Source organism: Bradyrhizobium sp. 61, assembly GCF_023073075.1.
Classification (GTDB): domain Bacteria; phylum Pseudomonadota; class Alphaproteobacteria; order Rhizobiales; family Xanthobacteraceae; genus Bradyrhizobium; species Bradyrhizobium barranii.
On the sequence record NZ_JADPIU010000014.1, the window covers coordinates 75053 to 99928 of the forward strand.

25 protein-coding genes and 1 pseudogene are annotated in these 24876 nt (G+C 63.8%); 14 read left to right on the plus strand and 12 right to left on the minus strand.

Features of this window, described 5'->3' with window-relative positions; all coding sequences use genetic code 11:
- Nucleotides 1-7: 7 nt before the first annotated feature.
- On the minus strand, nucleotides 8-433 hold the full coding sequence (gene flbT / locus IVB46_RS06385; protein ID WP_063982266.1) for a flagellar biosynthesis repressor FlbT: 426 nt from the start codon (nucleotides 431-433) through the stop codon (nucleotides 8-10).
- A 323-nt stretch (nucleotides 434-756) separates the two neighbouring features.
- Here flbT and IVB46_RS06390 point away from each other — a divergent pair, with 323 nt between their 5' ends.
- From IVB46_RS06390 to flaF, 3 genes are all read left to right on the plus strand, one after another.
- Nucleotides 757-2361, plus strand: coding sequence for a flagellin (locus tag IVB46_RS06390; protein WP_247309206.1), 1605 nt, complete (start codon nucleotides 757-759; stop codon nucleotides 2359-2361).
- 243 nt (nucleotides 2362-2604) lie between these two features.
- Entirely contained in the window at nucleotides 2605-4212 is a 1608-nt protein-coding gene (locus IVB46_RS06395) for a flagellin (protein WP_071912196.1), read from the plus strand.
- Nucleotides 4213-4502: 290 nt separating this feature from the next.
- Nucleotides 4503-4871 carry a flagellar biosynthesis regulator FlaF gene (gene flaF, locus IVB46_RS06400; RefSeq protein ID WP_014493991.1) on the plus strand — a complete coding sequence of 123 codons (369 nt, stop codon included), beginning with the start codon at nucleotides 4503-4505 and terminating at the stop codon, nucleotides 4869-4871.
- A 53-nt stretch (nucleotides 4872-4924) separates the two neighbouring features.
- Here the strand turns inward: flaF and IVB46_RS06405 are convergent, their stop codons facing one another.
- From IVB46_RS06405 to IVB46_RS06420, 4 genes are all read right to left on the minus strand, one after another.
- Complete coding sequence (locus tag IVB46_RS06405) at nucleotides 4925-5287, minus strand: hypothetical protein (RefSeq protein ID WP_028148520.1); 363 nt, start codon at nucleotides 5285-5287, stop codon at nucleotides 4925-4927.
- 158 nt (nucleotides 5288-5445) lie between these two features.
- Nucleotides 5446-5943, minus strand: a complete 498-nt coding sequence (locus IVB46_RS06410; RefSeq protein ID WP_247309207.1) for a hypothetical protein — start codon at nucleotides 5941-5943, stop codon at nucleotides 5446-5448.
- 11 nt (nucleotides 5944-5954) lie between these two features.
- Nucleotides 5955-6323, minus strand: a complete 369-nt coding sequence (gene flgJ / locus IVB46_RS06415; protein ID WP_247309208.1) for a flagellar assembly peptidoglycan hydrolase FlgJ — start codon at nucleotides 6321-6323, stop codon at nucleotides 5955-5957.
- Nucleotides 6323-7447, minus strand: coding sequence for a flagellar basal body P-ring protein FlgI (locus tag IVB46_RS06420; protein ID WP_028148517.1), 1125 nt, complete (start codon nucleotides 7445-7447; stop codon nucleotides 6323-6325). Before IVB46_RS06420 ends, flgJ begins: the two co-directional genes overlap by 1 nt.
- A gap of 270 nt (nucleotides 7448-7717) precedes the next feature.
- On the opposite strand from IVB46_RS06420, the gene IVB46_RS06425 reads away from it, so the two are divergent.
- Entirely contained in the window at nucleotides 7718-8131 is a 414-nt protein-coding gene (locus IVB46_RS06425) for a flagellar assembly protein FliX (RefSeq protein ID WP_247309216.1), read from the plus strand.
- 3 nt (nucleotides 8132-8134) lie between these two features.
- Here IVB46_RS06425 and IVB46_RS06430 read toward each other — a convergent pair whose 3' ends face one another.
- Nucleotides 8135-8506 (minus strand): helix-turn-helix domain-containing protein, encoded by a 372-nt coding sequence (locus tag IVB46_RS06430; protein ID WP_028148515.1) that lies wholly within the window; start codon nucleotides 8504-8506, stop codon nucleotides 8135-8137.
- Nucleotides 8507-8670: 164 nt separating this feature from the next.
- On the opposite strand from IVB46_RS06430, the gene IVB46_RS06435 reads away from it, so the two are divergent.
- Nucleotides 8671-9282: an NAD(P)-dependent oxidoreductase gene (locus tag IVB46_RS06435; protein WP_247309218.1), complete on the plus strand. Its 612-nt coding sequence runs from the start codon at nucleotides 8671-8673 to the stop codon at nucleotides 9280-9282.
- 213 nt (nucleotides 9283-9495) lie between these two features.
- A complete protein-coding gene (gene dksA, locus IVB46_RS06440; protein WP_008554760.1) occupies nucleotides 9496-9861 on the plus strand; it encodes an RNA polymerase-binding protein DksA in 366 nt (121 codons plus the stop codon).
- A 297-nt stretch (nucleotides 9862-10158) separates the two neighbouring features.
- Here dksA and IVB46_RS06445 read toward each other — a convergent pair.
- A pseudogene (locus tag IVB46_RS06445) lies at nucleotides 10159-10556 on the minus strand (helix-turn-helix domain-containing protein).
- A gap of 93 nt (nucleotides 10557-10649) precedes the next feature.
- Here IVB46_RS06445 and IVB46_RS06450 point away from each other — a divergent pair.
- A complete protein-coding gene (locus IVB46_RS06450; RefSeq protein WP_247309220.1) occupies nucleotides 10650-11678 on the plus strand; it encodes an aldehyde reductase in 1029 nt (342 codons plus the stop codon).
- 97 nt (nucleotides 11679-11775) lie between these two features.
- Nucleotides 11776-12555, plus strand: coding sequence for a fumarylacetoacetate hydrolase family protein (locus tag IVB46_RS06455; protein WP_247309222.1), 780 nt, complete (start codon nucleotides 11776-11778; stop codon nucleotides 12553-12555).
- A 147-nt stretch (nucleotides 12556-12702) separates the two neighbouring features.
- Here the strand turns inward: IVB46_RS06455 and flgH are convergent, their stop codons facing one another.
- Genes flgH through flgF form a run of 4 tightly spaced genes read right to left on the minus strand, consistent with a single transcriptional unit; the run spans nucleotide 12703 to nucleotide 16189 of the window.
- Nucleotides 12703-13467, minus strand: coding sequence for a flagellar basal body L-ring protein FlgH (gene flgH, locus IVB46_RS06460; protein WP_063982276.1), 765 nt, complete (start codon nucleotides 13465-13467; stop codon nucleotides 12703-12705).
- Between the two features lie 3 nt (nucleotides 13468-13470).
- Entirely contained in the window at nucleotides 13471-14613 is a 1143-nt protein-coding gene (gene flgA / locus IVB46_RS06465; RefSeq protein WP_247309224.1) for a flagellar basal body P-ring formation chaperone FlgA, read from the minus strand.
- A 9-nt stretch (nucleotides 14614-14622) separates the two neighbouring features.
- Nucleotides 14623-15411 carry a flagellar basal-body rod protein FlgG gene (gene flgG / locus IVB46_RS06470; RefSeq protein WP_014494004.1) on the minus strand — a complete coding sequence of 263 codons (789 nt, stop codon included), beginning with the start codon at nucleotides 15409-15411 and terminating at the stop codon, nucleotides 14623-14625.
- 16 nt (nucleotides 15412-15427) lie between these two features.
- Nucleotides 15428-16189 (minus strand): flagellar basal-body rod protein FlgF, encoded by a 762-nt coding sequence (gene flgF / locus IVB46_RS06475; protein ID WP_247309226.1) that lies wholly within the window; start codon nucleotides 16187-16189, stop codon nucleotides 15428-15430.
- A gap of 381 nt (nucleotides 16190-16570) precedes the next feature.
- On the opposite strand from flgF, the gene fliL reads away from it, so the two are divergent.
- From fliL to IVB46_RS06500, 5 genes are all read left to right on the plus strand, one after another.
- Nucleotides 16571-17071 carry a flagellar basal body-associated protein FliL gene (fliL, locus tag IVB46_RS06480; protein ID WP_247309228.1) on the plus strand — a complete coding sequence of 167 codons (501 nt, stop codon included), beginning with the start codon at nucleotides 16571-16573 and terminating at the stop codon, nucleotides 17069-17071.
- A gap of 19 nt (nucleotides 17072-17090) precedes the next feature.
- On the plus strand, nucleotides 17091-18293 hold the full coding sequence (fliM, locus tag IVB46_RS06485; RefSeq protein ID WP_063982279.1) for a flagellar motor switch protein FliM: 1203 nt from the start codon (nucleotides 17091-17093) through the stop codon (nucleotides 18291-18293).
- Entirely contained in the window at nucleotides 18290-18736 is a 447-nt protein-coding gene (locus IVB46_RS06490) for a DUF6468 domain-containing protein (protein WP_063982280.1), read from the plus strand. Before fliM ends, IVB46_RS06490 begins: the two co-directional genes overlap by 4 nt.
- Nucleotides 18737-18745: 9 nt before the next feature.
- On the plus strand, nucleotides 18746-19507 hold the full coding sequence (locus IVB46_RS06495; protein WP_014494009.1) for a hypothetical protein: 762 nt from the start codon (nucleotides 18746-18748) through the stop codon (nucleotides 19505-19507).
- A 660-nt stretch (nucleotides 19508-20167) separates the two neighbouring features.
- Nucleotides 20168-20365, plus strand: a complete 198-nt coding sequence (locus IVB46_RS06500) for a hypothetical protein (protein ID WP_247309230.1) — start codon at nucleotides 20168-20170, stop codon at nucleotides 20363-20365.
- 21 nt (nucleotides 20366-20386) lie between these two features.
- Here IVB46_RS06500 and IVB46_RS06505 read toward each other — a convergent pair whose 3' ends face one another.
- On the minus strand, nucleotides 20387-23800 hold the full coding sequence (locus tag IVB46_RS06505) for a VCBS domain-containing protein (RefSeq protein ID WP_247309232.1): 3414 nt from the start codon (nucleotides 23798-23800) through the stop codon (nucleotides 20387-20389).
- Nucleotides 23801-24171: 371 nt separating this feature from the next.
- Between IVB46_RS06505 and IVB46_RS06510 the strand changes: the two genes are divergently transcribed.
- A complete protein-coding gene (locus tag IVB46_RS06510; protein WP_247309234.1) occupies nucleotides 24172-24864 on the plus strand; it encodes a FecR family protein in 693 nt (230 codons plus the stop codon).
- Nucleotides 24865-24876 lie beyond the last annotated feature (12 nt).

The following is a 24876-nucleotide window of genomic DNA, read 5'->3' on the forward strand; positions in this document are numbered from 1 at the left end:
GTGCCGATCAGGCGGCCGAGCTGACGTCGCCCTTGGGATGCGTCGCTTGGTACTGGTCCCGCAGCTTCTCTTCATAGGCGATCAGCTTGCGGGCATCCTTCAGCGCCCGGTAGAGATCGCCGCTCATGATGTTGTTGTTGATGCTTTCGATGATCGGCCAGGCGCTCGGCACCGCGGTGACGATGTCGCGCACCAGGTTGAAGTAGGTGCCGTGCTGGCTCTGCGGATCCGGCGAGATGTACATGAGCTGGACCGCGAGATAGACGAGCTTGGCCGGCGTGTCGGCGGTCTCCGGCGTGAGGATGTCGCGCTCGCGCAGGATCGGCACGTTCTCGCCGTCGATCAGGAGGCGGGCGCGCTGGTCGGTGTTGGTGATCACCGAATTGCCGACGATGATGCGTTCATGCGGTTTGAGCTCAACCTTGAGAGCCATGCCTGTTCTCCATCAACCCTTTTACAACGATCCGTCGCGGCGTTCGTGCGATGAGGGCGGTCGTTCGTGATTTGGAGCCGATCCTTGCGCAACATGGTTAACAGGTCGTAAACGACGGCGTCGGGGACGGAAAATGCAACAATTTCAAGGCCGATAGCGGCATGTCCTGCCGTCGGCCGCGGCCTCGAAGGGGGCTTCCGGCGTCGCGGCGAAAAAAGTGCGGGTTTCATTTCACGGATTGTTAGAGGCTTGGACGCACGGTCCGGCGGTCGTCTGATCAATTATGGTCAGATAGGACGCGTAGCTACCAGAAAGGTAACAGTATGTCCGTCGTTCTCTCCGCTTCGGTTCGTCAGAACCTGCTCTCCCTCCAGTCCACCGCTGACCTCCTCGCCACCACCCAGTCCCGTCTGTCGACTGGCCGCAAGGTGAACTCGGCTCTGGATAATCCCACCAACTTCTTCACCGCCCAGGGCCTTGATAACCGCGCCAGCGACATCGGCAATCTGCTCGATGGCATCGGCAACGGCGTTCAGGTTCTCCAGGCAGCCAACACCGGCATCACCTCGCTGCAGAAGCTGGTGGACAGCGCCAAGTCGATCGCCAACCAGGTGCTGCAGAGCCCGACGGGCTACTCCACCAAGTCGACCGTGACCTCGACCGCCATCACCGGCGCGACCGCCAGCAACCTGCTGGGTACCGCTTATACCAACAGCACCGTCGCCGGCACCGCCGTGCTGAACGACAACACCGGCACTGCGGTCAACATCACCGCTTCCACCCAGCTGGTTGGCACCGCGGGCGCGACGTCCGACGACCTTGCTACGGCCATCACCAACGGCTCGGTCCTGACGGTCAACGGCAAGAACATCACGTTCTCGACCGCGCAGACCACTTCGACCACCGACACCGCCGGCAACGTCACCATCGGCATTGGCACGGGCAGCACCTTGACGGTGCAGAGCGTGCTGAGCGCGATCGACGGCATCACCGGCACCGGCACCGCCTCGACCGTCGCGGCTGGTAAGCTCACGCTGAGCACCGGCACGACCTCGGATCTCACGATCGCGGGTTCGGGCAACGTGCTCGCCGCGCTCGGTCTCACCGCCGGCACGACCGCCCGCGTCCCGCCCGCCATCTCGGGCCAGACGCTGACGATCGCCGCCACCGGTGGCGGCACCGCGAGCAGCATCACCTTCGGCACCGGCGCTGGCCAGGTCAACACGCTGAACGGGCTCAATTCGGCGCTGGCGGCCAACAACCTGCAGGCCTCGATCGACTCGACCGGCGTGATCTCCATCACGACGACGAACGACGCGGCCTCCTCGACGATCGGCACGCTCGGCGGCTCGGCCTTTACCGCCACCGGTCCGTTCCACAGCGTTGCCATCGGGGCTCCGGTTGCCGATCCGACCTCGCAGACCCAGCGTGCTGGCCTGGTTGCGCAGTACAACAACGTGCTCGCGCAGATCAACACGACCGCGCAGGATGCCTCCTTCAACGGCGTCAACCTGCTCAACGGCGACACGCTGAAGCTGACGTTCAACGAAACCGGCAAGTCGACGCTGAGCATCACCGGTGTGACCTTCAACACCGCGGGTCTCAACATCTCGACCCTCGCCTCGGGCACCGACTTCCTGGACAACGCCTCGGCCAACAAGGTCCTGACCACGCTCAATGCCGCCAGCAGCACGCTGCGTTCGGAAGCATCGACGCTGGGTTCGAACCTGTCGGTCGTGCAGATCCGCCAGGACTTCAACAAGAACCTGATCAACGTCCTGCAGACCGGTTCGTCCAACCTGACGCTGGCCGACACCAACGAGGAAGCGGCCAACAGCCAGGCGCTGTCGACCCGCCAGTCGATCGCGGTCTCGGCGCTGTCGCTGGCCAACCAGTCGCAGCAGAGCGTGTTGCAGCTCCTGCGCTGATACGCGGCGAAAATCGTCAAACAAGGCATTACGGCGGGGCTTTTGCCCCGCCGTTTTTTGCGCGTGATGCGGCGTAAGCCGGGTTTCAGGGAACCCTGACCGGTTAATACCTTGTTAACCCTGTGGCTTAAGCCGCCATTAACCTTAATTTAAAGGAGTGCGTCTAGAACTAGACAAAAGCCCATTTGCCAGACCGGCGGGCTCCGATCCGTACGCGTCGCGCTCCAAGAGGAAGATCTGCCAATGTCCAACATCGTTCTCTCGGCATCAGTCCGCCAGAACCTGTTGTCGCTGCAGTCGACAGCCGACCTGCTCGCTACCACGCAAGGACGCCTTTCGACCGGCAAGAAGGTGAACACGGCGCTTGATAACCCCACCAACTTCTTCACCGCACAGGGGCTCGACAATCGCGCCAGCGACATCAGCAATCTCCTGGATGGCATCAGCAACGGCGTGCAGGTGCTGCAGGCCGCCAACACCGGCATCACCTCGCTGCAAAAGCTGGTCGACAGCGCCAAATCGATCGCCAGCCAGGTACTGCAGAGCCCGACGGGGTACTCGCCCAAATCCAACGTGACGTCGGCCGCGGTCCCCGGTGCGACCGCCAACAACCTGCTGGGCACGGCATACACCAACAACACGGTCACCGGCACCGTCGTCAACAATGACGATACGAGCGGCGCGGCGCCGATCACGGGCGCGACCAAGCTGGTCGGTACCGCCGGTGCAGGTTCGGACGATCTCGGTACGACCATCACCAACGGTTCGGTCCTGACTGTCGACGGCAAGACGATCACCTTCTCGACCGCGCAAACCACCTCGACCACCGACTCGTTCGGCAACGTCACGATCGGCATCGGTGCGGGCAGCACACTCACGGTGCAGTCGGTACTGAGCGCGATCGACGGCATCACGGGTACGGGCACGGCCTCGACAGTTTCCGGCGGCAAGCTCGTGCTCAGCACCGGCACGAGCCAGGATCTGGCGATCTCCGGCTCGGGCAACGTGCTCACGGCGCTCGGCCTCACTGCCGGCACCACCGCCCGCGTTCCGCCCCCGCTCAGCGGCAAGACGTTGACGATCGGTCCGACCGGCGGCGGCACCGCCACCAGCATCACCTTCGGTGCCGGCGTCGGGCAGGTTTCCACGCTCAATCAGCTCAACGCGGCGCTGGCGGCGAACAACCTGCAGGCGACGATCGACACGACCGGTCATCTCAACATCGTGACCTCCAACGACTCGGCGTCCTCGACGATCGGCGCAATCGGCGGCACGGCCGCGGCGAGCGGCCAGCCCTTCTATGGCCTGATCGCGCAGGCGCCCACCGTCGACCCGGATTCGCAAGCCACGCGCGCCAATCTGGTCGGGCAGTACAACAACGTGCTCGCGCAAATCAACACCACGGCGCAGGACTCTTCCTACAACGGCGTGAATCTGCTGAACGGCGATACGCTCAAGCTCGTGTTCAACGAAACCGGGCGTTCGACGCTGAACATTCAGGGCGTCACCTTCAACGACGCCGGCCTCAACCTTGCTCCCTTGACCTCGGGCGTTGATTTCCTGGACTCGAAATCGGCGAACGCCATTCTGACTTCGCTCAACTCGGCAAGCACCACGCTGCGTGCCGAGGCGTCGACGCTCGGTTCGAACCTCTCGATCGTGCAGATCCGTCAGGACTTCAGCAAGAACCTGATCAACGTGCTGCAGACCGGCTCGTCGAGCCTGACGCTTGCGGACACCAACGAGGAAGCGGCCAACAGCCAGGCGCTCTCGACGCGTCAGTCGATCGCAGTCTCCGCGCTGTCGCTCGCCAACCAGTCGCAGCAGAGCGTGCTTCAGCTCCTCCGCTAAGCGCGACGCTGACGTACACGATGAATCATTCAACGGCGAAGCCTAGGCTTCGCCGTTGTTTTGAGCGAGATCGCTAACTGTCGATTAGCTCAGATCAGCGCATGATGGATGCAATCGTTTACAGTGCGCGCACTCGGATTTAGCCTTGAGGTGAAGGTGGATGCCGCGACCCGTAATTGTCCGGAGATCGTCCGCACTCTCACGTAAGCAAATCTTAAGCGGTGCTGCCTAGGGTCGGGAAAGAAATCCTTAAGCCTGTACAACGGGCGAGGAAACCTCCAGGGTGATCGATGTCGAGTTCTGCTGCTTCGGCCTACGCGCGTGTAGCCACGACCACTGCGTCTCCTCGCGATATCGAGGCGCAGACGCTCCTGAAGGCCGCCAACAAGCTGCAGGACGCCATCAACAGCGCCGATCCCTTCAACGAGCAGACGACGCAGGCGTTGATGTTCAACCGCAAGCTCTGGACCATCTTCCTGAGCGAGGCGATGCGCGACACCAATCCGCAGCCGCTCGACGTTCGGCAGAGGATCGCCAACATCAGCGTGTTCGTGCTGAGCCAGACTGCAGCGCTGCTGATGAGCCCGCAGCTCGATCACTTCCGCCCGCTGATCGAGATCAATCGCAACATCGCCGCCGGTCTTTCGGGACGGTCGTAACGCGACCGATTCGAACGACCTCGATACGGCCGTCGCGACCCGCGGCGTGAACGTCAGGCGCTGCGATCGGTGCTGAGTGGACGCGGGGGCTCGGACTTCATGTCCAGTGCGTGGAAATAGGCGCGCCGCCGCAGCATCGCTTCATCCGGAAACTGATCGACAACCGCATCGGTCCTTTCGTTCACGACCTGGAACACGAAGGACGCGGCGGGCTGGTTGAAAACGACCTGGCGTGAAACGCTGTCGTTGGTGCTCTGCAAATCATTGCGCGCAGCCGCGCTCGTATCGCTCGCGGCGACCGTCTGGCTCACCGGCAAATCAGTTTGCACGGCCTCGTTCGCCGCCGCATTGGACGTCGTTATGATCTGCACGGGGGCCGGTATCCCCACCGGCCTGATGCTGAAATCTGTACTCATGGCAGCCTCCTGGTTGCCTTGTCTGAGTCAAATCCCAACCCCTCTCAATACGCAACCATGGAACACCAGGATTGAAGACCGGGTAAGCAAACGTGCCTAACCGCGCGACGATATCGCCGCGCGGTTTTTCGTAAAATTGCAGGGAGTTTTGCGCGCGCTCAGAGCGAGCGGCTGACCGCGAGCGGGGTGATGTGGCGTGGGCCCGGAGCCGCGCGGCGTCCCGCCGCCGTGTAGGTATTCGGCACGTTGCGCTTCTGGATCTCGGCGTTGACGCCGCGCACCACGCTCTCGGAGACGGCGTGTGCGGTCGCGAGCACGGTGAGATTGACCTGGAGCATCGCGCGGAACGCATCGTGGTGCCGATGCAGCGTCGAGAGCAGCTCGGGCGCGGATTTCGCGAGCTGGGCCTGGTTCGTCTTCAATTCGCTGACGGCGCTGACATAGTTTCGCGACAGCTCCTGCTTCTTGCTCTCGAGCGTCATCGCTTCGCGGACCTGGCCGGCGCGAACGAGCTCGGTCTCGCGCTCGACCAGTCCGAGCAGGGCGTTCATCGCATCCATCAGCTGCTCGGCGACCTTGCGCGCCTCGGTGTTGCCGGGGGCGGTGTTGGGGCGCTGCGCTTGCGCCGGCTGACGTGAGGCGTTGAAGTGGTTCATCTCGGTTGACCTTATGCCGTGCGGATCGTTTTCGCCTGCTGCATGATGAGGGTGCGGTAGACTTCTGTGGCGACGCCGACACCGCCGGCCTTGGCGAAGTTCTTGGAATATTGCTCGGTCAGCATCGAACGCCACACGCCGGTGCCCGGGGTGTCGCCGAACGGGCCTTCGCCCTTCAGGCCCGAGGTCATCTGCGAGAACATGCTGTTGAGGAACATCGCCTCGAAATCGGTGGCGGTCTTCTGCGCCTTCGACTGCTGCTGCGGCGAGACCTTCTGCAACGCGGCGGCGAGCTCGAAGTCGGGCCGGCCGTTGCGGCTTTCCACCGAGAAGGCCGGGGAGGTGACGACGTGCGGGGTATTGATCATGCTGGTCTGCATCACATCACCTCGATGTCGGCTTCGATCGCGCCGGCGGCCTTGATCGCCTGGAGGATGCTGATGAGGTCGCGCGGGCCGATGCCGAGGCCGTTGAGGCCGTCGACGAGCTGCTGAAGCGAGACGCCGTCCTTGACGACGGCGAACTTCTTGCCGTCCTCGACGACGCTAACGCCGGTGCGCGGCGTGACCACCGTGCGCCCGCGTGACAGCGGGTTGGGCTGGCTGACCTGCGGGCTCTCGGAGATGGTAACGGTGAGGTTGCCTTGCGCCACCGCGACGGTGGCGACGCGAACGTCGCGGCCCATCACGATGATGCCGCTGCGTTCGTCGATGACGATCTTGGCGGCGAGATCAGGATCGACCTGGAGCTGCTCGATCTCGGTGAGGAAGGCGACGACGTTGCCCTTGAACTCCGGCGGGATCGAAAGCTGCACCGTCGAGGGATCGATCGGCTCCGCGGTCTTGACGCCGAGATAGTCGTTGATCGCGGCCGCGATCCGCTTGGCGGTGGTGAAGTCGGCGTTTCGCAGCGCAAGCCGCACGTTCGGTAGCCGATTGAGCGCGAACTCGATCTCGCGCTCGATGATGGCGCCGTTGGCGATGCGGCCGACGGTCGGAACGCCGCGCACGATTTTCGCGGCTTCGCCTTCGGCCTGGAAGCCGGAGATCGCGAGCGAGCCCTGTCCGACCGCGTAGACATTGCCGTCGGCGCCGAGCAGGGGCGTGACCAGCAGGGTGCCGCCGCGCAGATCCTTGGCGTCGCCCAGCGCGGAGACGGTGACGTCCATGCGCGTGCCCTGGGTGGCGAAGGCCGGCAGATTGCCCGTGACCATCACGGCGGCGACGTTGCCGGTGCGGATGGTGGCGCCGCGGATGTTGACGCCCATGCGCTCGAGCATCGCTTGCAGCGACTGCTTGGTGAATGGGATGTTGTTGAGCGTATCGCCGGTGCCGTTGAGGCCGACGACGAGGCCGTAGCCGATGAGCTGGTTCTGCCGCACGCCCTCGATATTGGCGAGGTCCTTGATGCGCGACGTCGCGCTTGCGGACGTGACCGAGAGCGCCAGCGCTGACAGCGCGGCGCAGGCCACCCCAACAATCCTCACCCAACGAACGCCTGGCATCCTCTGCTCCCCGAGGCTCCTCACATCTCGGACCATCCTCGACACTCCCATGACGAGCTGGTCCGACGCTTTCCTTGCGAGTGCTGTGCCAACGCGGGGCAGCGGGGTTACGCGATTGAATAGGTTGAATAAACCTGTTTCCACCGGTGTCAGGGAGCGTTCTCCCTGAGGAGCGAAACTGCCGCCTCTCGGCAGATTTTGCCGGGCCGTTTACGCGCCGTTAACCATAAGACGGCGAAGGTAACGGCATCGATCACCCGGATTCCTGCGATGCGCATCTACGGACCGAACGGCACCACGCTTGGTACGCCGGCCAGCCAGGCCAGGCGGACGAGCTCCGGCACCTTCGTGCTGCCCGACACCTCGTCGGCTCAGGAGACGCGGGGCGCTGCCGCACCGAAGGCCGCCGCGAACATCGACGGGCTGCTCGCGCTGCAGGGCATCGAGGAAGATCCGGTCGAGCGCCGCAAGCGCTCGGTCGCCCGCGGCAGGACCGCGCTCGACGTGCTCGACGATCTCAAGATGGGACTACTGTCCGGCAATCTCGACGCCTCGACCGTGATGCGGCTGCGCGATGCCGCGGCGAACCTGAAATCGTCCTCGGGCGATCCCCGCCTCGATTCCTTGCTCTCCGAAATCGAGCTGCGCGTCGAGGTCGAACTGGCAAAGGCCGGGCAGGCGTAGCGCCTACGCCGCTTCATCCTTCTGCTGCGCGTCGTAGCGGCGCTGGGCGGCGAGCACGTCCTTCAGATTCTGCTCGGCCCAATCGCGCAGGGGATCGACGGCGGCCGCGAGCGTCACCCCGAGCTGCGTGATCGAATACTCCACCGTCACCGGTACGGTTGCGATGGCGTGACGCTTGATCAGGCCGTCGCGCTCGAGCGACTTGAGAACCTGGCTCAACATCTTCTGCGAAATGCCTTCAATCGTTCGGCGCAACTGATTGAAGCGCATCGGCTCCTCGCGCAGCAGCAGCAGGATCAGCACCGCCCATTTGTCGCCGACGCGGTCGAGGATCTGGCGCGTGGGGCAGTTCGCTGCATAGACGTCTGGCTTCATCGTCAACTCCTCACGATCCGTTTGGCCCCTTGCCGGCTCGCGCGCCGGTGACGGGTCCCGGTTACTCTTGCGTAATCAGGTAAGCACAAAGTGCTCTCTTAACACCAGCATCCTTTGCGATATCTAGTAACTGTTAGTTACCAAAAGAAGCAAAGGAGCCTTCCATGAAAATCGCAGTCGCCGGCGCCTCGGGCCGGGCCGGGTCGGAGATCACCAAGGAACTGTCGCGCCGCGGCCATGCGGTCACGGCGATCGCCCGGAACCCCGAGAAGATCGCGACCCTGCCGAACGTCACGTCCACCAAGGGCGACGTGCTCGACCAGGCCGGCCTTGCCAGGCTGTGGGCCGGGCACGACGTCGCCGTGAGTTCCGTGCACTTCCTGGCCAGCGACCCGCTCAAGCTGATCGGCGCGGCGAAGGCGTCCGGCGTTGGTCGCTACCTCGTTGTCGGCGGTGCCGGCAGCCTGGAAGTCGCTCCCGGCGTCAAACTGGTTACAACCCCCGGTTTTCCAGCCCAATACAAGGCCGAAGCGGAGGCGGGCGGGGCTTTCCTTGACCTGCTGCGACAGGAAAAGGACCTGAACTGGACCTTCATCTCGCCGTCGGCCCTCTTCATCGAGGGCGAGCGAACCGGCAAGTTCCGGCTCGGGACCGATCAGCTTCTCGCAGATGCGAACGGGAAAAGCTGGATCAGCTTCGCCGACTACGCCATTGCGCTCGCCGACGAGATCGAGCGACCGGCCCATCCGAGGCAGCGTTTCACGGTCGGTTACTAGGCCTTCGGCCGCCCCCGGGTTCTCCAGGATAAACCTTCCTGTGCAAGGGCTTGGGGGCGCTAACCGAACGATCAGGGAAATATTGTCTGTCACAGGAGGCCGCTATATAAGCCCGGCTTAACGGACCCCGTTCCGTTGCGAGTCGTTGCTTAGACAGATAGGCCGCCCTTGGAAAAGTTGAAAAACTACCGACCGACCGAAAAAGAGCCTTTCATGAACGACCGGCAGAAGGAGTACTTCCGTTTGAAGCTCCTCGCCTGGAAGGATGAGATCCTCAAAGAGTCCAAGCTCACGCTGCAGGCTCTGCAGGAGGAGAACGTGAACCACCCCGATCTCGCCGATCGGGCATCGTCCGAAACCGACCGCGCCATCGAACTCCGCGCCCGCGACCGCCAGCGCAAGTTGATCGCCAAGATCGACGCCGCGCTCCAGCGTATCGAGGACAACACCTACGGCTATTGCGAGGACACCGGCGAGCCGATCTCTCTGAAGCGGCTCGAAGCCCGGCCCATCGCGACGCTCTCGGTGGAAGCGCAGGAGCGCCACGAGAAACGCGAGAAGGTCTACCGCGACGAATAGAGTCCGAGCCGCAGCGATGCGGCTCTTTGTTTTTGGACGCACGGTGCTGCTTGAGCGCCGTGATCAGCATTTTGTCTGCCGCTTGCCGTGACGCGCATCAGCGCAGGCGCGATCGTGAAAAGTGAATCACGATCAATGGGCTGGAGTCACTTCCTCCGAGCTCACGTAAGTTCCGATGAGAAACAGCCTTCACTTCAGGTGCGGGAGGTTTTGCGAGTCGCATCAACGAGATCGACTCGAATGCTGAGGCAACGATCCGGCAGCCTCACACATCGCTGCAATCAGGCTTGGCTGCAATCAGGCTTGCTGCGACGCCACAAGGCGCGCATCGCCATAAAGCCTGGACCAGCTCAATATTTCCTTAAACGCCGGCAACAGGCCGTAGGCCGCATCCGTCAACTCGTACTCGACCCTCAACGGTTTCTCCGCGAAGACGGTTCGCGACACCAGGCCGTCCTGCTCAAGCTCGCGCAGCTGCGTGGTCAGCATGTGCTGGGTGATGCCGCCGATCGCTCGCCGCAACCACCGAAGCGAACGGCGCCGTTTGTCAGCGCGAACAGGATCTCCAGCTTCCACTTGCCGCCAAGCGCATGAATGGCCCGCTTGAAGTCGGCGAGCAGGGCAGGGTCGGGGTTGCAATCGCAGTCGCCGTCGCAAACGATGGTCAGGTTTTCCATACCGGTCTCGAAATCCATTCTACTTGTTCCCCGGGAGATAGTGACCAGATGCGGCCTTGAGCAGGGTGGCGGAACCAATTCGCCCGCCTGCGCAAGGAGGGGAATTCGGCAATGAGCATTGTTCTGGTCACCGGCGGGTCCGGCTTCGTCGGCATCCATGTTGTCCTGCAGCTTCTGGCCGCCGGCCATCAGGTGCGGACCACGGTGCGCCGCCCGGACCGGCAGGCCGACGTGCTGGCGATGTTGCGCGAGGGCGGGGCTGCGTCGCCCGAAAGCCTGTCCTTTTTCACCGCCGATCTCACCGCGGACGACGGCTGGCGCGAGGCCGTCGCCGGCTGCGATTACGTGCTCCATGTCGCCTCGCCATTGTCGACCAGTGTTCCCAAGGACGAGAACGAGATGATCATCCCGGCCCGCGACGGCACGCTGCGGGTGCTGCGTGCCGCACGCGAGGCCGGCGTCAGGCGGGCCGTCGTGACCTCGTCGCTGGGCGCGATCGGCTATGGCCATCCGGCGCGCGACAGGCCGTTCGACGAGACCGACTGGACCAATCTCGACGGCGCCGACGTGCAGCCCTACATCAAATCCAAGATGCTGGCCGAGCGGGCGGCCTGGGATTTCATTGCGCGCGAGGGCGGCGGGCTCGAATTGTCCGTCGTCAATCCCGCCGGCATTTTTGGCCCCGTACTGGGGCCGGACTTCTCCGGCTCGATCGAGATCGTCAAATCGCTGCTCGACGGCGCCATGCCGGCGGTGCCGCGGGTCTATTTCGGCGTGGTCGACGTGCGCGACGTGGCCGATTTGCACCTGCGCGCGATGACGGCGCCGGAGGCCAGGGGCGAGCGCTTCATCGCGGTCTCCGGCGAGACGATGTCGATCCTCGATATCGCCAGGGTGCTGCGGCGGGAACTCGGACCCAGGGCGCGCCGGGTTCCGCGGCTCCAGGCCCCGGACTGGCTGGTGCGGCTGGCCGCGAACCGGATTCCGCTGCTGCGCGCGGTCGTGCCGATGCTTGGGAGGGTTCGGCATTCCACCAGCGCCAAGGCGAGGTCGCTGCTTGGCTGGCAGGCCCGTTCCAACGACGAGGCGATCCTCGCGACGGCCGAAAGCCTGATCCGGCTCGGCCTCGTGAAGCGCTGAGGGCGCCCCGTGGGCCGTCCCTTGGCCCGCGCTTGTCACGCCGCGGCGGGGATGCTGAAGTGCCGACCTCAATTGCGTAGCGTGGGAGCCGGCGCCAATGGACAAGATTCTCAAAGCCGCAAAGGCGATTGCACTCGCGCGCCGTAACCGTGCGCCGCTCGCAGCCCTGGACCATCCGCCGGCTGACGAAGCCGAGGGCTATCAGGTCCAGCGCGCGCTGCACGATCTCCTGTTGCCGCATGTCGGGCCGCTGGTCGGCTACAAGATCGGCTGCACCAGTCAGGTGATGCAGGACTATATCGGCATCCCGCATCCCTGCGGCGGCAGCGTGTTCCAGAAGGGCGTGTACGAGAGCGGGGCCAAGCTCGCGGCTGCCGACTATGTCCGTGTCGGCGTCGAGTGCGAGATCGCGGTGCGATTGAAGCGCGACCTCGCCGCCGGCGAGGCGCCGTTCACGGCCGAATGGGTCGGCGAGGCCGTTGAGTTCTATCATCCCGCGATCGAGATCGTCGACGACCGCTATGTGAAGTGGGAGTCGATGGGTGCGCCGACGTTGATCGCCGACGATTTCTTCGCCGCCGGCTGCGTGCTGGGTGAGGCGGTGCCGCGCTCGTCGGTGCCGGATCTGAAGGCGGTCAAGGGCCGCGCCATCGTCAATGGCGAAGAGGTCAGCCACGGCACCGGCGCCGACGTGCTCGGCCATCCCCACAACGCACTCGCCTGGCTCGCCAACCACCTCGCCGCCGAAGGCAAGGGTCTGCACGCGGGGCAACTCGTGCTGACGGGCAGCCTGGTGAAAACGCTGTGGCTGAAGGCCGGCGACAAGGTGCGGATGGAGCTGGACGGGCTGGGGACGGTCGAGGCGGAGTTTACTTGAGGCTGCTACGGCAATCCCCGCCGTCAGTCGTACCAATCGGCTTTACAAAATACATGCGGCCCTCGCCAGGGGAGCTAGCGAGGGCCGCGTAGTACATCGTCGTTCGCGCCTAGGTTCGCGAACACGATGTGGGAGCTCGGGAGAGGCTTAGAAGGGCAACAGCACGTCCATGACCTGCTGACCGTAGCGCGGCTGCTGCACGTCCGTGATCTGGCCGCGGCCGCCATAGGCGATGCGGGCCTGTGCGATCTTGCTGGAATCGATGGTGTTGTCGCTCTGGATGTCTTCGGGGCGGACGATGCCGGCGACGATGAGCTCGCGGATCTCGTAGTTGACGCGGATCTCCTGCTTGCCTTCGACGACGAGGTTGCCGTTCGGCAGCACCTGGGTCACGACCGCGGCGACGTTGGTCTGCAAGGCCTCCGTGCGATTGACCGAGCCCTTGCCGTCGGCGGAGGATGTCGAGTCGGTGGTGAGAAGGCGGCCGGGCAGGATCTTGAGCGGCTGCGTGACCGTCTTGCTGCCGATGAAATCGGTAATCCCCGAATCCTCCTTGGCGGTTCGGCTGCGCTGGGTCTCGTTGGCGATGTTGGCCTTGTCGGTGATGTTCACGGTCACGGTCAGGAGGTCGCCGACATGGGTCGCGCGCTGGTCCTTGAAGAAGGCGCGGCTGCCGTTGCGCCACAATGAGTTCGGATTGTAGGAGGCGACTTCCGGCTTCGGCATCGGCATCTGCACCGGCTTGTAGCCGGGCTGCGTCGTCGGATTGTCGATCGCCGACAATTTCGGTTGCTCGCCGATCTGCGACAGGCGGTCGATCGAGGAGCAGCCGCTCGCCAGCGCGCAAACTGCCAGCAGCAGACCAGAGATCGCGACGCGACGAAGGCGGGAAGCCGAACTGAACCTGGACATGACTTACTCTGACTTGGCTGGAGCTTGCGGGACGCGAACTTGCGGAATATGGGCTTGGGCGATCTGAGCCGGAGACGCGGGGGCCTGGATCAGGCTCTGTGCGAGCGCAGCAGCAGCGGCCGCGGGGGTAGGCGTTTCGTCGCGCTTGAGCGAGGAGGTCTGCTCGACCGCGGGCGCCATCGGCGCGGACTGGCTCGCGCCCTGGATCGTCACCTGGCCGCGACCGGTGACAATGCCTGCCAGCGTGCGCTTGGTCTGGAGATTGAGCACGCTGACGGTGTCGCCCTCGGCGCCGCTTTCGAGCGCCTTGCCGCGCGTGGTGAGGTAGATCCCGGGGACCTGGTAGATGACGGTGACGCTCTGGTCGCGCGACACGAAGTCGGGCTTGACGATGTCGGCGACGCGGATCGGCATGCCCGCCCGCATCGGCCGGCGCAGCTGCATGCCGAGCGTGCGATCGCGCGAGGCGGGCTCGCCGGTGATTTCGGCCTTGGGCCGGCGCTCCAGCGCGATGTCGGAGGACTTCAGGAGATCGGCGCGGTCGATGTCGCGCGTCAGCACGGCCACTTCCACCGTCTCGATCGCGGTGCCGGTGAAGCGCAGCTTGGTCGGCGTCGGATTGTTGTCGTTGTTGATCTCGAAGGCGATGTCGAAACGGCCGTTGCGGGCGTCATAGCGGGTTGCGACTGGCTGGAGCGCACCGCTGTTGGAGGCGTCGAGCCGCATGTCGGCGACGCCGCGGTCGAACGTGACGGCGATGTTGGCGGCTTCCCCAAGGCCGAAGCGGCGCTCGAGCGCCGAGGCCACCGCGGTTTCGAGGTCCTTGTTGGCGAGCGTGCGGGCGAGGCGGGTGACCTGGACTTCCTTGATGTCGCCGGTCATCACGCCGATGACCTGTTTTGCGCGCAGCACCGACAGCACATGCGCGACCGGCAGCGCGCCGGTGGTGCCGAGATCGGGCGAGCGGTAGACCGGGATCAGCGCGGCCGAGCCGGCATTGTCGATGAGGTCGCCGACCCGCACCACGTCCGAGGTCACGGTGACGCTCGCGCGCAGCGTCGGCGCTGCGATGAAATCGTCGGCGGCCTGCGCCGGCAGCGCCAGCAGCAGGAGAGCGGAGATCGTGGCGAGGGTGGTGCGGATCATCGTCATACCTCAGCGGAACAACGCCGTGGTCGATTGCATCATCTGGTCGGCGGCGCTGATGACCTTGGCGTTCATCTCGTAGGCGCGCTGCGCGGCGATCAGGTCGCTCATCTCCGAGACGACGTCGACATTGGCCTGCTCCAGGCTGCCCTGCGTGACCTTGCCGTAGCCTTCGGAGTTCGCGGTGCCGTCCTGCGGCGGGCCGGAAGAGGGCGTCTCGACGAACTGATTGTTGCCGACGGGCTGGAGGCCCGCCTTGTTGATGAAGCGGGTCACGCCGATCTGGCCCTGAACGGCCGACGTCGACGAACCCGGCAGCGTCACCGAGACCTGGCCCTGCTCGTTGACGGCGAGGCCGGAGGCGTTGTTCGGGATGGTGATGGTCGGCTGCACCGGGTTGCCCTGCGCGGTGACGACGCGGCCCTGGTTGTCCATCTGGAAGGTGCCGTCGCGGGTGTACTGGAAGGTGCCGTCGGGCATCAGGATCTTGAAGAAGCCTTCGCCCGAGATCGCGAGGTCGAGATCGTTGCCGGTCTGCGACAGCGTGCCCTGCGTCATGCTGCGCGGCGTGCCGACGGTCTTGACGCCGCCGCCGATGTCGACGCCGACAGGCACGATGGTGCCCTGGTCCGAGGCCTGCGCGCCGACGCGGCGGACGTGCTCGTAGATCAGGTCCTGGAACGCCGCCGTCTGCTTCTTGAAACCGGTGGTGCGCAGGTTGGCGATGTTGTTGGAGATGACCTGGACGTTGAGTTCCTGGGCCGCCATTCCGGTCGCAGCGGTGTGGAGCGCTTGCATGTCAGTGATCCCCTAATCAGGCCGGAACGTCGGCGAGCTTCTCGATCGCCGATTTGTGGAGGTCGCTCTGCTGCTGAAGCAGGTTGGCGATGGCGGTGTAGCTGCGCATGACCTCGACCATGCGGCTCATCTCGCCGACCGAGTTCACGTTGGACTTCTCGACGTAGCCCTGGCGCACGGTCGACTTGGTGATGGCCTGCGGGGTCGCGGAGCCGACGTCGTAGAGGTTGGCGCCGAGCTTGGTCAGCTTCGCCGCATCGTCGAACGCAGCCATGCGGATCTTGCCGCGGATCGAGTCGGTCTTGGCGGTGCCCTCGAGTACCGTGACGGTGCCGTCGGGTGCGACATTGATGTCGTGGTCGGTGGGCTGGAAGGTGATCGGGCCGCCAGTGCCGAGCACGAGGTTGCCGTCGGAGGTGACGAGCTGGCCGGTGCTGTTGAGCGAGAATTTGCCGTCGCGGGTGTAGCGTTCGCCGCCATTGGCCTGCACCGCGAAGAACGCGTTGCCGTCGATCGCCATGTCGAGCGGGTTGTTGGTCGGCTCCATCGGCCCCTGGCCGACGTCGCGGAAGGTGCCGCGGTCCTGCACATAGGAGACCCGGCGGTCGGACGCGATGAAATTGTCCTCACGCGCGTTCGAGTTGAGAAATTCCTCGAACAGCGAATGGTCGGCCTTGAAGCCGTTGGTGTTGGCATTGGCGACGTTGTTGGCGATGACATCCATCTGCCGTTCCAACGTCATCTGCCGTGACAAGCCGATCAGAAGCGCGTTCTGCATCGGAAATCTCCCCTGAGTGAGCCCGCCACCTCGCTCTCCCAAGCGCCTTGGCCGACCCGTGAACAAGACCGCCGGGTTCTCCCAAACCCTCCGGCCTCGGTCCTCTCTCAGCGAAAGCCGTGCCAACTCGAAAAAATATGTAATTTCAATGTTTTGTCGATTTTTGAGGGGTGCGGGAAGGCGGCAGAAAGGTTCTGTTAGCCATGTTTGCCCGGCAGATTTTTCCTAGTGGAGGCCCAATCGAAAGATTCCGTTAACCATTATTACCGTAGCGTTTGCGTGTAAGAGGAGCGCACTGCGCTGGGGCATTTGTATCGCGTCACTGTCTGCCAGGAGGCTTCGCTCTTTCGACCCTTTATGAGATGAGCGAGCCTATCGACCATGGCAGACAATGAAGCGGAAGGCGGCGCAGCCGCCGAAGGCGCGGAAGCCGCTCCGCCGAAGAACAAGCTCAAGCTCATCATCATGGCCGTCGGTCTGCTCGCCGTCCTCGGTGGCGGTGCCGCGACCTGGTTCTTCTTCTTCCGTCATGGCGACGACGAGCATCACGCCGAGGCGGCGCCGCCGCCGAAGCCGCCGGCCTTCGTCGACGTGCCCGACATCATGGTCAACCTCGCCGGCGCGCCCGGCGAGCGCGTGCAATATCTCAAGCTCAAGGTCGTGCTGGAGCTGAAGGAAGAGAAGCAGATCGAGGCGATCAAGCCGACGATGCCGCGCATCACCGACATCTTCCAGACCTATGTGCGCGAGCTGCGCTCCTCCGACCTCAACGGCTCCGCCGGCGTCTTCCGCCTCAAGGAAGAGCTGACCAAGCGCGTCAATGCGGCGGTTTCCCCGATCCAGGTCAGCGCGGTGCTGTTCAAGGAAGTCGTGATCCAGTGAGCATGACGGGCTAGGGATCATGGCAGGCACCGACCAACCAGACCAGGATGCAATTGCCGCCCAATGGGAGGCCTCGCTTGATTCCGAGGATCCCGCGGAGGCCGCGAAGGCTGCTGCCGCAAACGAACTATCCGAGACCATGGCCCTGCAATGGGCGGCCATGGTCGAGGACGGCAGCCGCGATCTCGGCGCCGGCAAGAATTCCGGCGAGCGGGTGCTGTCGCAGGAGGAGATCGACAATCTTCTCGGCTTCGCGGTCGGCGACGTCACGCTCGACGACCATTCCGGCATTCGCGCGATCATCGATTCAGCGATGGTCTCCTACGAGCGTCTGCCGATGCTCGAAATCGTCTTCGACCGCCTGGTGCGGCTGCTGACGACCTCCTTGCGCAATTTCACCTCCGACAACGTCGAGGTCTCGCTCGACCGCATCACCTCGGTGCGCTTCGGCGACTACATGAACTCGATCCCGCTGCCGGCCGTTCTCTCGGTGTTCAAGGCCGAGGAGTGGGAAAACTTCGGCATGGCGGTGGTCGATTCCAGCCTGATCTATTCGATGATCGACGTGCTGCTCGGCGGTCGCCGCGGCGCCAGCCAGCTCCGCATCGAGGGCCGGCCCTACACCACGATCGAGACCGAGCTGGTCAAGCGGCTGGTCGAGGTGGTACTGGTCGACGCCGAGCAGGCGTTCCGGCCGCTGTCGCCGGTGACCTTCACGATCGACCGGCTCGAGACCAATCCGCGCTTCGCCGCGATCAGCCGTCCCGCCAACGCCGCGATCCTGGTGCGCCTGCGCATCGACATGGAAGATCGCGGCGGTAATATCGAGCTGCTGCTGCCTTACGCGACCATCGAGCCGATCCGGGGCGTCCTGCTCCAGATGTTCATGGGCGAAAAATTCGGCCGCGACACGATCTGGGAGGGCCATTTCGCCACCGAGATCAACCAGGCCGAGATCGCGGTCGATGCCGTGCTCTACGAGGCCGAAATCCCGCTCAAGCAGCTGATGCGGCTCAAGGTCGGCGACACCCTGCCGCTCGACATGCGCGCGGATGCCAACGTGACCGTGCGTTGCGGCGACGTCACTCTGACCGAGGGGCGGATGGGCCGGGTCGGCGACCGCGTCGCGATACGGGTGACGAAACCCCTGCGCAAGCCAAGTACGACACTTGCGATGTTCGAGAAGGTGGACGAGCAGAACAAGATGATGGAGGCCCCATGAACCACTCCCTGGGAATGGCGATCGAGACGCTGGTGGCTATCCTGCTGATGCTGACCATCGTTTACTGTGTCATGCTCAACAAGCGGCTGACGCGGCTGAAGGCGGACGAGCATTCGCTGAAGGCGGTCATCGGCGAGCTGATCACCGCCACCGAGATCGCCGAGCGCGCGATCGGCGGGCTGAAGCTCGCCGTGCGCGACGTCAACGAGAACCTCGGCAGCCAGCTGGCGGCGGCGACGCAGATGTCGGACCAGCTCTACAAGCAGCTCGGCGAAGCCGACAACGTGGTGCGGCGCCTGTCCAAGATTGCGATCGCCGCGCGCCCTGCGGCGAGCCCGGAAGCGGCCGCGGTGCCCGCGGCCAAGCCCTCATCGGCGAAGGCGGTGGCGGCTGCGGCCGAAGCCTTCTCCGAGCGCCGACGATCCAACGGCCTTGCGGCATAAAGTCAGGGTATGAAATCCTTTCGTAACATCCGCGTCATTCCAGTCGTCCTGGTCGCCGTCGCAGGGCTCGCCACGCTCAAGGTCGTGGGCCTCGTGATCAATGGCGGCTATGTCTTCGACTACCAGCCGAGCCAGATCAAGAAATCCTGGGCGCAGGAGAATCTGAACTTTCCGACGGGGCGGGAAGACCCCGATATCACGGGATCTACCCACGGCGCGCCGAAGGAGGCGCCGAAGCCCGCCGCGCCCGAGACCAAGCCCGAGGGCACCGTGGTCAAGATGGACGAGGCCCAGCCGCAGGTCTCGGCCTCCGAGCGCGCGATCCTGGAGCGCTTGCAGGCACGCCGCCAGGAGATCGAGTCCCGCCAGCGAGAGATCGACATCCGCGAGAGCCTGCTGAAGTCGGCCGAGAAGCGCATCGAAAACAAGGTCGAGGAGATGAAGGCGGTGGAATCCCGCATCTCCGCGACCCAGGCCGAGCAGAAGGCCGCCGAGGCCCAGCGCATGAAGGGCCTCGTGACCATGTATGAGGGCATGAAGCCCAAGGATGCCGCGCGGGTGTTCGACCGGCTCGAGATGGGCGTGCTGATCGAGATCGCCTCGCAGATCGCGCCGCGAAAGATGTCGGACATCATGGGAGTGATGTCGCCGGAGGCCGCCGAGCGGCTGACGGTCGAGATGGCCCGCCGGGCCAATGGCGGCGGCGATCAATCGGCCGCGGCCGGTGACCTCCCCAAGATCGACGGCAAGCCGACGCAAAAGCCGAATTGAAGGCTCCGGAGGCGCGGCGCGCTGCGGCAGCCTGCGCGCAATCGCGCGGTCGTTCGGCCTGTACGCGGCTGGACGCCTTGCGTGTCTAGTTCGCGAACCGCTGTTGAACCCTGGGACCCGTCGCGCTCAGCGGCTTCTCGACGGGAAGGAGGGTCTCGCAGTGCTGCCTGATCAGCGCAGCCTTCGTCGTGCGAGTCACGAGATGAAGGGTGCTGTGGCAGCAGGAACACTCGTATACCTTTAGTGCATAGCCCCGCGCAATTGGAAAGACGGCTACGACCGCTCTTGCCTGGCTACATACAATGCAGTTGGCTTCTCCGCTCATTGATTGCTCCCCCAAAAAAGTTGACCAATCGCATTCGCATCGCAATGATTACATTTGATTCAGAGTCGTTGATGGACCGCAACACCTCTGAGGTTGTGCGAGCCTACTCGGCAACCAAGTACGCAGATCAAACGCGCCGGGGAGTGGGGTGATCGCGAGCTTGATGTCTTTGCCGCAGGAAGCTCGTCGGCTCGCGTTGCAGGTGCAGCTGAAGCAAGCGGCATCTTCTGAGGCTGCGATGAGTTGACGCGTGCAACTGTGAACTGGAGTACAGTGGTGCTGGAGAGTTCGTCCTAGGCTCCCGCCATCGGCAATCAGCCGTGCGGGCGGAAGCCATGAATTACTCGTCCGTAGCAGAACGCGCAATCGAAGCCGTCAATCGGCTGCTCATCGCGGCGATGACGTTGGCCTGGACATCCGCGCTTGACCATCAGCATGCATTGCCGCCGCAAGAAGAGGATGGCGACATTGACGATGCTTGTCCCGATCGGGACAGCTCCGCCGCATCGGATGGCACGGGGAAACAACACTGAAGATCAATTGCCCTGCGGACATCACACGATCAGATCGTGCGGCACATGGGCGTGAGCTGAGCCTGCGCCGTGAGCCGGATCAATTTGCGGCGGGGACGGCTCAGGCATCGACGCCGCCCTGAATCCGTGGACGACGCCAGCATGTTCGTGATGACCGGACGGGTCCGAAGGATCGTCCCATCCTGCGCTGAGCTCTGAATGGTGGCCATGCAAAGCGCCATCCTTGATGGCGTAGGGTCCGGCCGCCGCGTGCCAGGGTGCGGGCGCAATGTCACCCGAACCGTCAGAGCCGTGCTGCTTGAAATGAAATGAGTCCCCGAGATGAACCGAAGCAACTCGAGGAAGGCCGTTCTCGGCTATCGGCTCCCCATGATGATGCTCGCGCAAGTGATTTTCGTGGTGTGACGTCTCGATGGAGTCTGGGCCGGACTCGATGCTTGGGTCGACCGTGGACGGTATGACCGGGCCGCTGTCCTTGGCGGCCACGCTCTCTGGAACGGGCGCGATCTCCTTGCCGTTGTCGAACGGTGTCAACTTGTCGAATACGAACCTATTCTCCGCGACTGCCGCGGGATGAAGCTGGTTGACGGGCTGCACGTGGCTCACCGCGGAGGCCACGTTCCCGCCGGTGGGCGCGTCCGATCGCGTGTTCGTATCGTCGGGCTGAACGAACTGGGTGTGCCCGACCCGGACAACCCGTTCGCAATCGGCATCGAATGTGCACCCGCTCGCCTTCGCAGCTTGCCCGGGCCCGTTTCCGTCGATCAGGGCGGCTCGCTCATGGACGGTTTCGCCTGATGAGGGGCTCGTCGCCGTCGTCGGGCTACCGGTCGCGTCGTTGCCCGCGCCCGGTTCCAGATTGGCCGGCGCGGCTGCCATCGCATGACCCGACGTTTCCAGCGCGAGCATGAAATCCGACGTCTGGACGGTGGAGAAGCCATCGAGATGGATTTCCACCAGACTGGAATCGCCGATGCTCAGGCTTTGATCCGTCGGATTGACGTACACGATGGTCTGGTTCGCCGAGCTGTCGTAGAGCCAGGCGATCGTATGTGCGGGCACCGTCGTGCTGGAGGGGTCGAGTGCCAGAACGGAGAGGGTGAGCGCGCCGAGCGCTATCAGGTCGCCCCGCTCAGAGTCTGCCTTGAAACCAGAGATGATATCAGGGCGCGCCGCACTGGAATTCGACGTCGAGGCAAAGACGAAATGATCGTCTCTGGAGCCGCCGGCAAGAAGGGTCTGTTCGTGCCCGTCGTGAGAGGTGTCGCGACCGCCGTTTGTGCCGATCTTGCCATGATCCGGACTTTCGCCGGAGGCGCCGATGCCATCCGTGTTCGCGTCATGGGTGCTCGCAGCCACCGTCGGACCGGCGGCAAAGGCTCTCGCAGCCGCATTGTCTTCGGGGGGCGCAGTGGCGTGGGGCGGATCGGCGGCATTGAGAGCTGCCGCGTGGCCGAAATGGTCGCGATCGTCGGCGCCGTGGATTGTGATGGCTATGGTCTGTTCCGTCCCATCGATGGTCGTGACCGTGAAGGTGTCGGTCAAAGTCTCGCAGGAAGGAAGCGCCTGCACGGCACAGTTGGTGGTGTCGAGCGTGTAGGTCCACACACCGGCGGCGGTCATCGTGAAAGCGCCGTAGCCGCCCGCGCTCCGTGTCGCACAAGTGACCGGCGTGAATGTGTTCGGCGTGTTGTCGACGTCGGTGTCAGTCAGTCTGCCGCTCGCCGTCGGCTTGCCGTGTTCCCTGCAATCGGGCTCGGTCACCGAGCCAGTGATGCAGCCGTGGATAATGGCCGGATCGTTCGTGCCGTGGATGGTGATCGTCACCACCTGCGCGGTGCCGTCGACGGTGGTCACGGTGAAGGTGTCGGTCAGGGTGTTGTGGGCGTTCAGCGCCTGGACGGCGCAATTGGTGTCATCGAGCGTGTAGGTCCAGACGCCGTCAGCCGTCATCCGGAAGCAGCCGTAACCGTGGTCGCTCGCCCTGGGCGAGGTCACCGGCGTGAAGCTGTCGGGAGTATTGTCGACATCCGTATCTGCAAGCTTGCCGGTCGCGATCGGAGTCCCGGGCTTCCAACACGCGGCTTCCGTCACGGTGCCGGTCGTCGTCCCGGAAATGATGGCAGCGTCGTTGGAGCCGTTGATCGTGATGGTAATCAACTGCGGGGTGCCGCCGATGCTGGTCACCGTGAAGGTGTCTGTCAGCGTCTTGCCGACGTTCAGAGCCTGCACTGCGCTGTTGGATTGATCGAGCGTGTAGCTCCAGACGCCGTCGGCGGTCATCGTAAAAGTGCCGTAGCCGTGCGCACTCTTCGTCGGGGAATTGACAGCCGCGAAAGTGTTGGCGGGGTCGTCGACGTCGATATCCGAAAGCTTGCCGGTTGTGACGGGTGGGCCGGTTGTGACAGGTGGGCCGGATGGGGCATTGGCGACGCCGCCGGATTCGATTGACAAGCCGGTCGTCGTGCCGGAGATGATCGCCGCGTCGTCGGCTCCGTTGATGTTGATCGTGAAGGCCTGTTGAGCCGAAAGCGACCCGTCGGACACGGTGATCACAAAGCTATCGGTGGTCGGCGTCTTCAGCGCGTTGATCGCGCCACTGTTGGGAACGAAGGCATAGGCGCCAGTCGAGCTGTTCAGATAAAGCGTGCCATAAGAGCTGGTCTTCGATACGTCGTAGATCGCTCCCTCCAGCGCCGTAGCGCCCGTAGCGCCTCCGCTGATGCCGAAAGTCAGCGCGGCGCTGGAGCTGCTGGCGCTGAAGGTTCCCCTCGTTGCGGCGAAGACGTCGAACGCGACCGTGTCGAGTTCAAGCGGGCCCGCCTGCACATTCAAGATCGGCGGCGTCCGCACGGGCGTGATGATGTCGGGCACCGTGACGATGATCGGCTGCAACGGCAGCAGTGCGCTTGGCGCCGCGGGCGCTATGAAATTGATCGGCTCCAGCGGCAGAGATTCGACGAACGGAGGCGTGCCGGACCCGTTCTTGCCAAATCCCTTCGAGAAATTTTCGAGCGCCTCCTGCTGGGCCACCCGCAGCTCCTCCATGCGGGTCGCGCTGTTGTCGAGCTGATTCACGGTAAGCCCGGAGCCGACCTTGCTCAGCACGACCGTTTGTCCGGGGTCCTCGACGATGATGTGCCGCGGGATTGATTCCTTGGTCGTGAGCTCGAACGTGCCGTGTGCAAAGTCCTTGTATGTAATCGTATCGTCGTCCAGGAACGTTGCGTTCGGGTCTGCGGCCCTGACCTCTTTGATCATCGAGAAGAGCAATGCCGTGAGCGACAGCATCCCGAAACGGCCGGCAGAGGCTCGCTCATGAGATTGAATAGCGGGTACATCAGGAGGATTGCTCTTCGCCGTCTTCACGCGGCGATGCAGGCCCGCAGCGGCTTCGCGCTCGCCCCCGTGCTCTGCAGTGGACGTGACGGCCATTTTTCAACCTCGATTGCCCTAGCGGTCGGCCTCAGGCGTCGCCCTATGCCGCCGCGTCTTGGCCGGCTTGCCGCGTCACGCGATCGGGAACAATTTTGTGCCGGCAACCTCAGCTATGCCCGCTAAAAAGTTGTCGTTTCTGAGAATTCCGCCCAGGCTGATCACGGCAGAATTGCTGACGTTTCGCCCGACGGTACCGCTTTCAGCGCTAAAAGCTGTTTGAAATTGCCTGGCGCGGATAGTGACTCTTTTGGACACGGCGATCAGCCATTCGGATTACCCCGGAATAACCATTTTGGCTGTCGTGGTTTGCTGTTGCTGGTCTGCCATTATCCCCGATGGCTTTCGTCGACGCTGTCGGAGCCGTTCGGATGCTCGAGGATCACATCTTCGAAAAGGAGGAAGCCATGGGCACTCGTGCAGCGATTGTTCTCGTGGCAGGTCTCGTCCTTGCGCTGGCCGCTTCGTCACCCCGCCCGGTTCAGGCGCAGGACGATTCTCCGCGGCGTGCCGTGCTGGACTCGTCGTCAAAGCCAATCGGGAAAGTTGTGACAGCCGATGGCTCGGTCATCATCGAGCATGCGGGCGCCGCCATTGTCCAGGCAAACGTCGGGGCCGAATCCATCCAGACGAAAGTCGGTGATCCCGTCTATTTGGGCGATGTGGTTCGAACCGGTGCCGACAGTCGGGTCGGCATCAATTTCGTCGATGGAACTTCGTTCAACTTGTCGAGCAACGCCCGCATGACATTGGACGAATACGTCTACGAGCCGGGTGGAAAGTCCAATTCGACAGCCTTCAACCTGACCAAGGGTACGTTCGTTTTTGTTGCCGGCCAGGTTGCGAAGACCGGCGACATGAAGATCGAAACGCCGGTCGCGACGATGGGCATTCGAGGCACCACACCTCACGTCGAAATCTCGGACGACGGAACCACCAGGTTTTCCACTCTGATCGAAGAGGGCAAGAACAAATATACGAAGAAGCCCGGCGCTGCGGGGACACGCCAACCCGAGCAAAAGGCCGAGCAAAGGCTCAATCTGAACATCTGCCGCGGCTGCTAGAGAATTGGTCCG

Coding starts and splice junctions, on each gene's coding strand:
- flbT (WP_063982266.1), bottom strand. CDS start 433: ATGGCTCTCAAGGTTGAGCTCAAACCGCATGAACGCATCATCGTCGGC.
- IVB46_RS06390 (WP_247309206.1), top strand. CDS start 757: ATGTCCGTCGTTCTCTCCGCTTCGGTTCGTCAGAACCTGCTCTCCCTC.
- IVB46_RS06395 (WP_071912196.1), top strand. CDS start 2,605: ATGTCCAACATCGTTCTCTCGGCATCAGTCCGCCAGAACCTGTTGTCG.
- flaF (WP_014493991.1), top strand. CDS start 4,503: ATGTCGAGTTCTGCTGCTTCGGCCTACGCGCGTGTAGCCACGACCACT.
- IVB46_RS06405 (WP_028148520.1), bottom strand. CDS start 5,287: ATGAGTACAGATTTCAGCATCAGGCCGGTGGGGATACCGGCCCCCGTG.
- IVB46_RS06410 (WP_247309207.1), bottom strand. CDS start 5,943: ATGAACCACTTCAACGCCTCACGTCAGCCGGCGCAAGCGCAGCGCCCC.
- flgJ (WP_247309208.1), bottom strand. CDS start 6,323: ATGCAGACCAGCATGATCAATACCCCGCACGTCGTCACCTCCCCGGCC.
- IVB46_RS06420 (WP_028148517.1), bottom strand. CDS start 7,447: ATGCCAGGCGTTCGTTGGGTGAGGATTGTTGGGGTGGCCTGCGCCGCG.
- IVB46_RS06425 (WP_247309216.1), top strand. CDS start 7,718: ATGCGCATCTACGGACCGAACGGCACCACGCTTGGTACGCCGGCCAGC.
- IVB46_RS06430 (WP_028148515.1), bottom strand. CDS start 8,506: ATGAAGCCAGACGTCTATGCAGCGAACTGCCCCACGCGCCAGATCCTC.
- IVB46_RS06435 (WP_247309218.1), top strand. CDS start 8,671: ATGAAAATCGCAGTCGCCGGCGCCTCGGGCCGGGCCGGGTCGGAGATC.
- dksA (WP_008554760.1), top strand. CDS start 9,496: ATGAACGACCGGCAGAAGGAGTACTTCCGTTTGAAGCTCCTCGCCTGG.
- IVB46_RS06450 (WP_247309220.1), top strand. CDS start 10,650: ATGAGCATTGTTCTGGTCACCGGCGGGTCCGGCTTCGTCGGCATCCAT.
- IVB46_RS06455 (WP_247309222.1), top strand. CDS start 11,776: ATGGACAAGATTCTCAAAGCCGCAAAGGCGATTGCACTCGCGCGCCGT.
- flgH (WP_063982276.1), bottom strand. CDS start 13,467: ATGTCCAGGTTCAGTTCGGCTTCCCGCCTTCGTCGCGTCGCGATCTCT.
- flgA (WP_247309224.1), bottom strand. CDS start 14,613: ATGATCCGCACCACCCTCGCCACGATCTCCGCTCTCCTGCTGCTGGCG.
- flgG (WP_014494004.1), bottom strand. CDS start 15,411: ATGCAAGCGCTCCACACCGCTGCGACCGGAATGGCGGCCCAGGAACTC.
- flgF (WP_247309226.1), bottom strand. CDS start 16,189: ATGCAGAACGCGCTTCTGATCGGCTTGTCACGGCAGATGACGTTGGAA.
- fliL (WP_247309228.1), top strand. CDS start 16,571: ATGGCAGACAATGAAGCGGAAGGCGGCGCAGCCGCCGAAGGCGCGGAA.
- fliM (WP_063982279.1), top strand. CDS start 17,091: ATGGCAGGCACCGACCAACCAGACCAGGATGCAATTGCCGCCCAATGG.
- IVB46_RS06490 (WP_063982280.1), top strand. CDS start 18,290: ATGAACCACTCCCTGGGAATGGCGATCGAGACGCTGGTGGCTATCCTG.
- IVB46_RS06495 (WP_014494009.1), top strand. CDS start 18,746: ATGAAATCCTTTCGTAACATCCGCGTCATTCCAGTCGTCCTGGTCGCC.
- IVB46_RS06500 (WP_247309230.1), top strand. CDS start 20,168: ATGAATTACTCGTCCGTAGCAGAACGCGCAATCGAAGCCGTCAATCGG.
- IVB46_RS06505 (WP_247309232.1), bottom strand. CDS start 23,800: ATGGCCGTCACGTCCACTGCAGAGCACGGGGGCGAGCGCGAAGCCGCT.
- IVB46_RS06510 (WP_247309234.1), top strand. CDS start 24,172: ATGCTCGAGGATCACATCTTCGAAAAGGAGGAAGCCATGGGCACTCGT.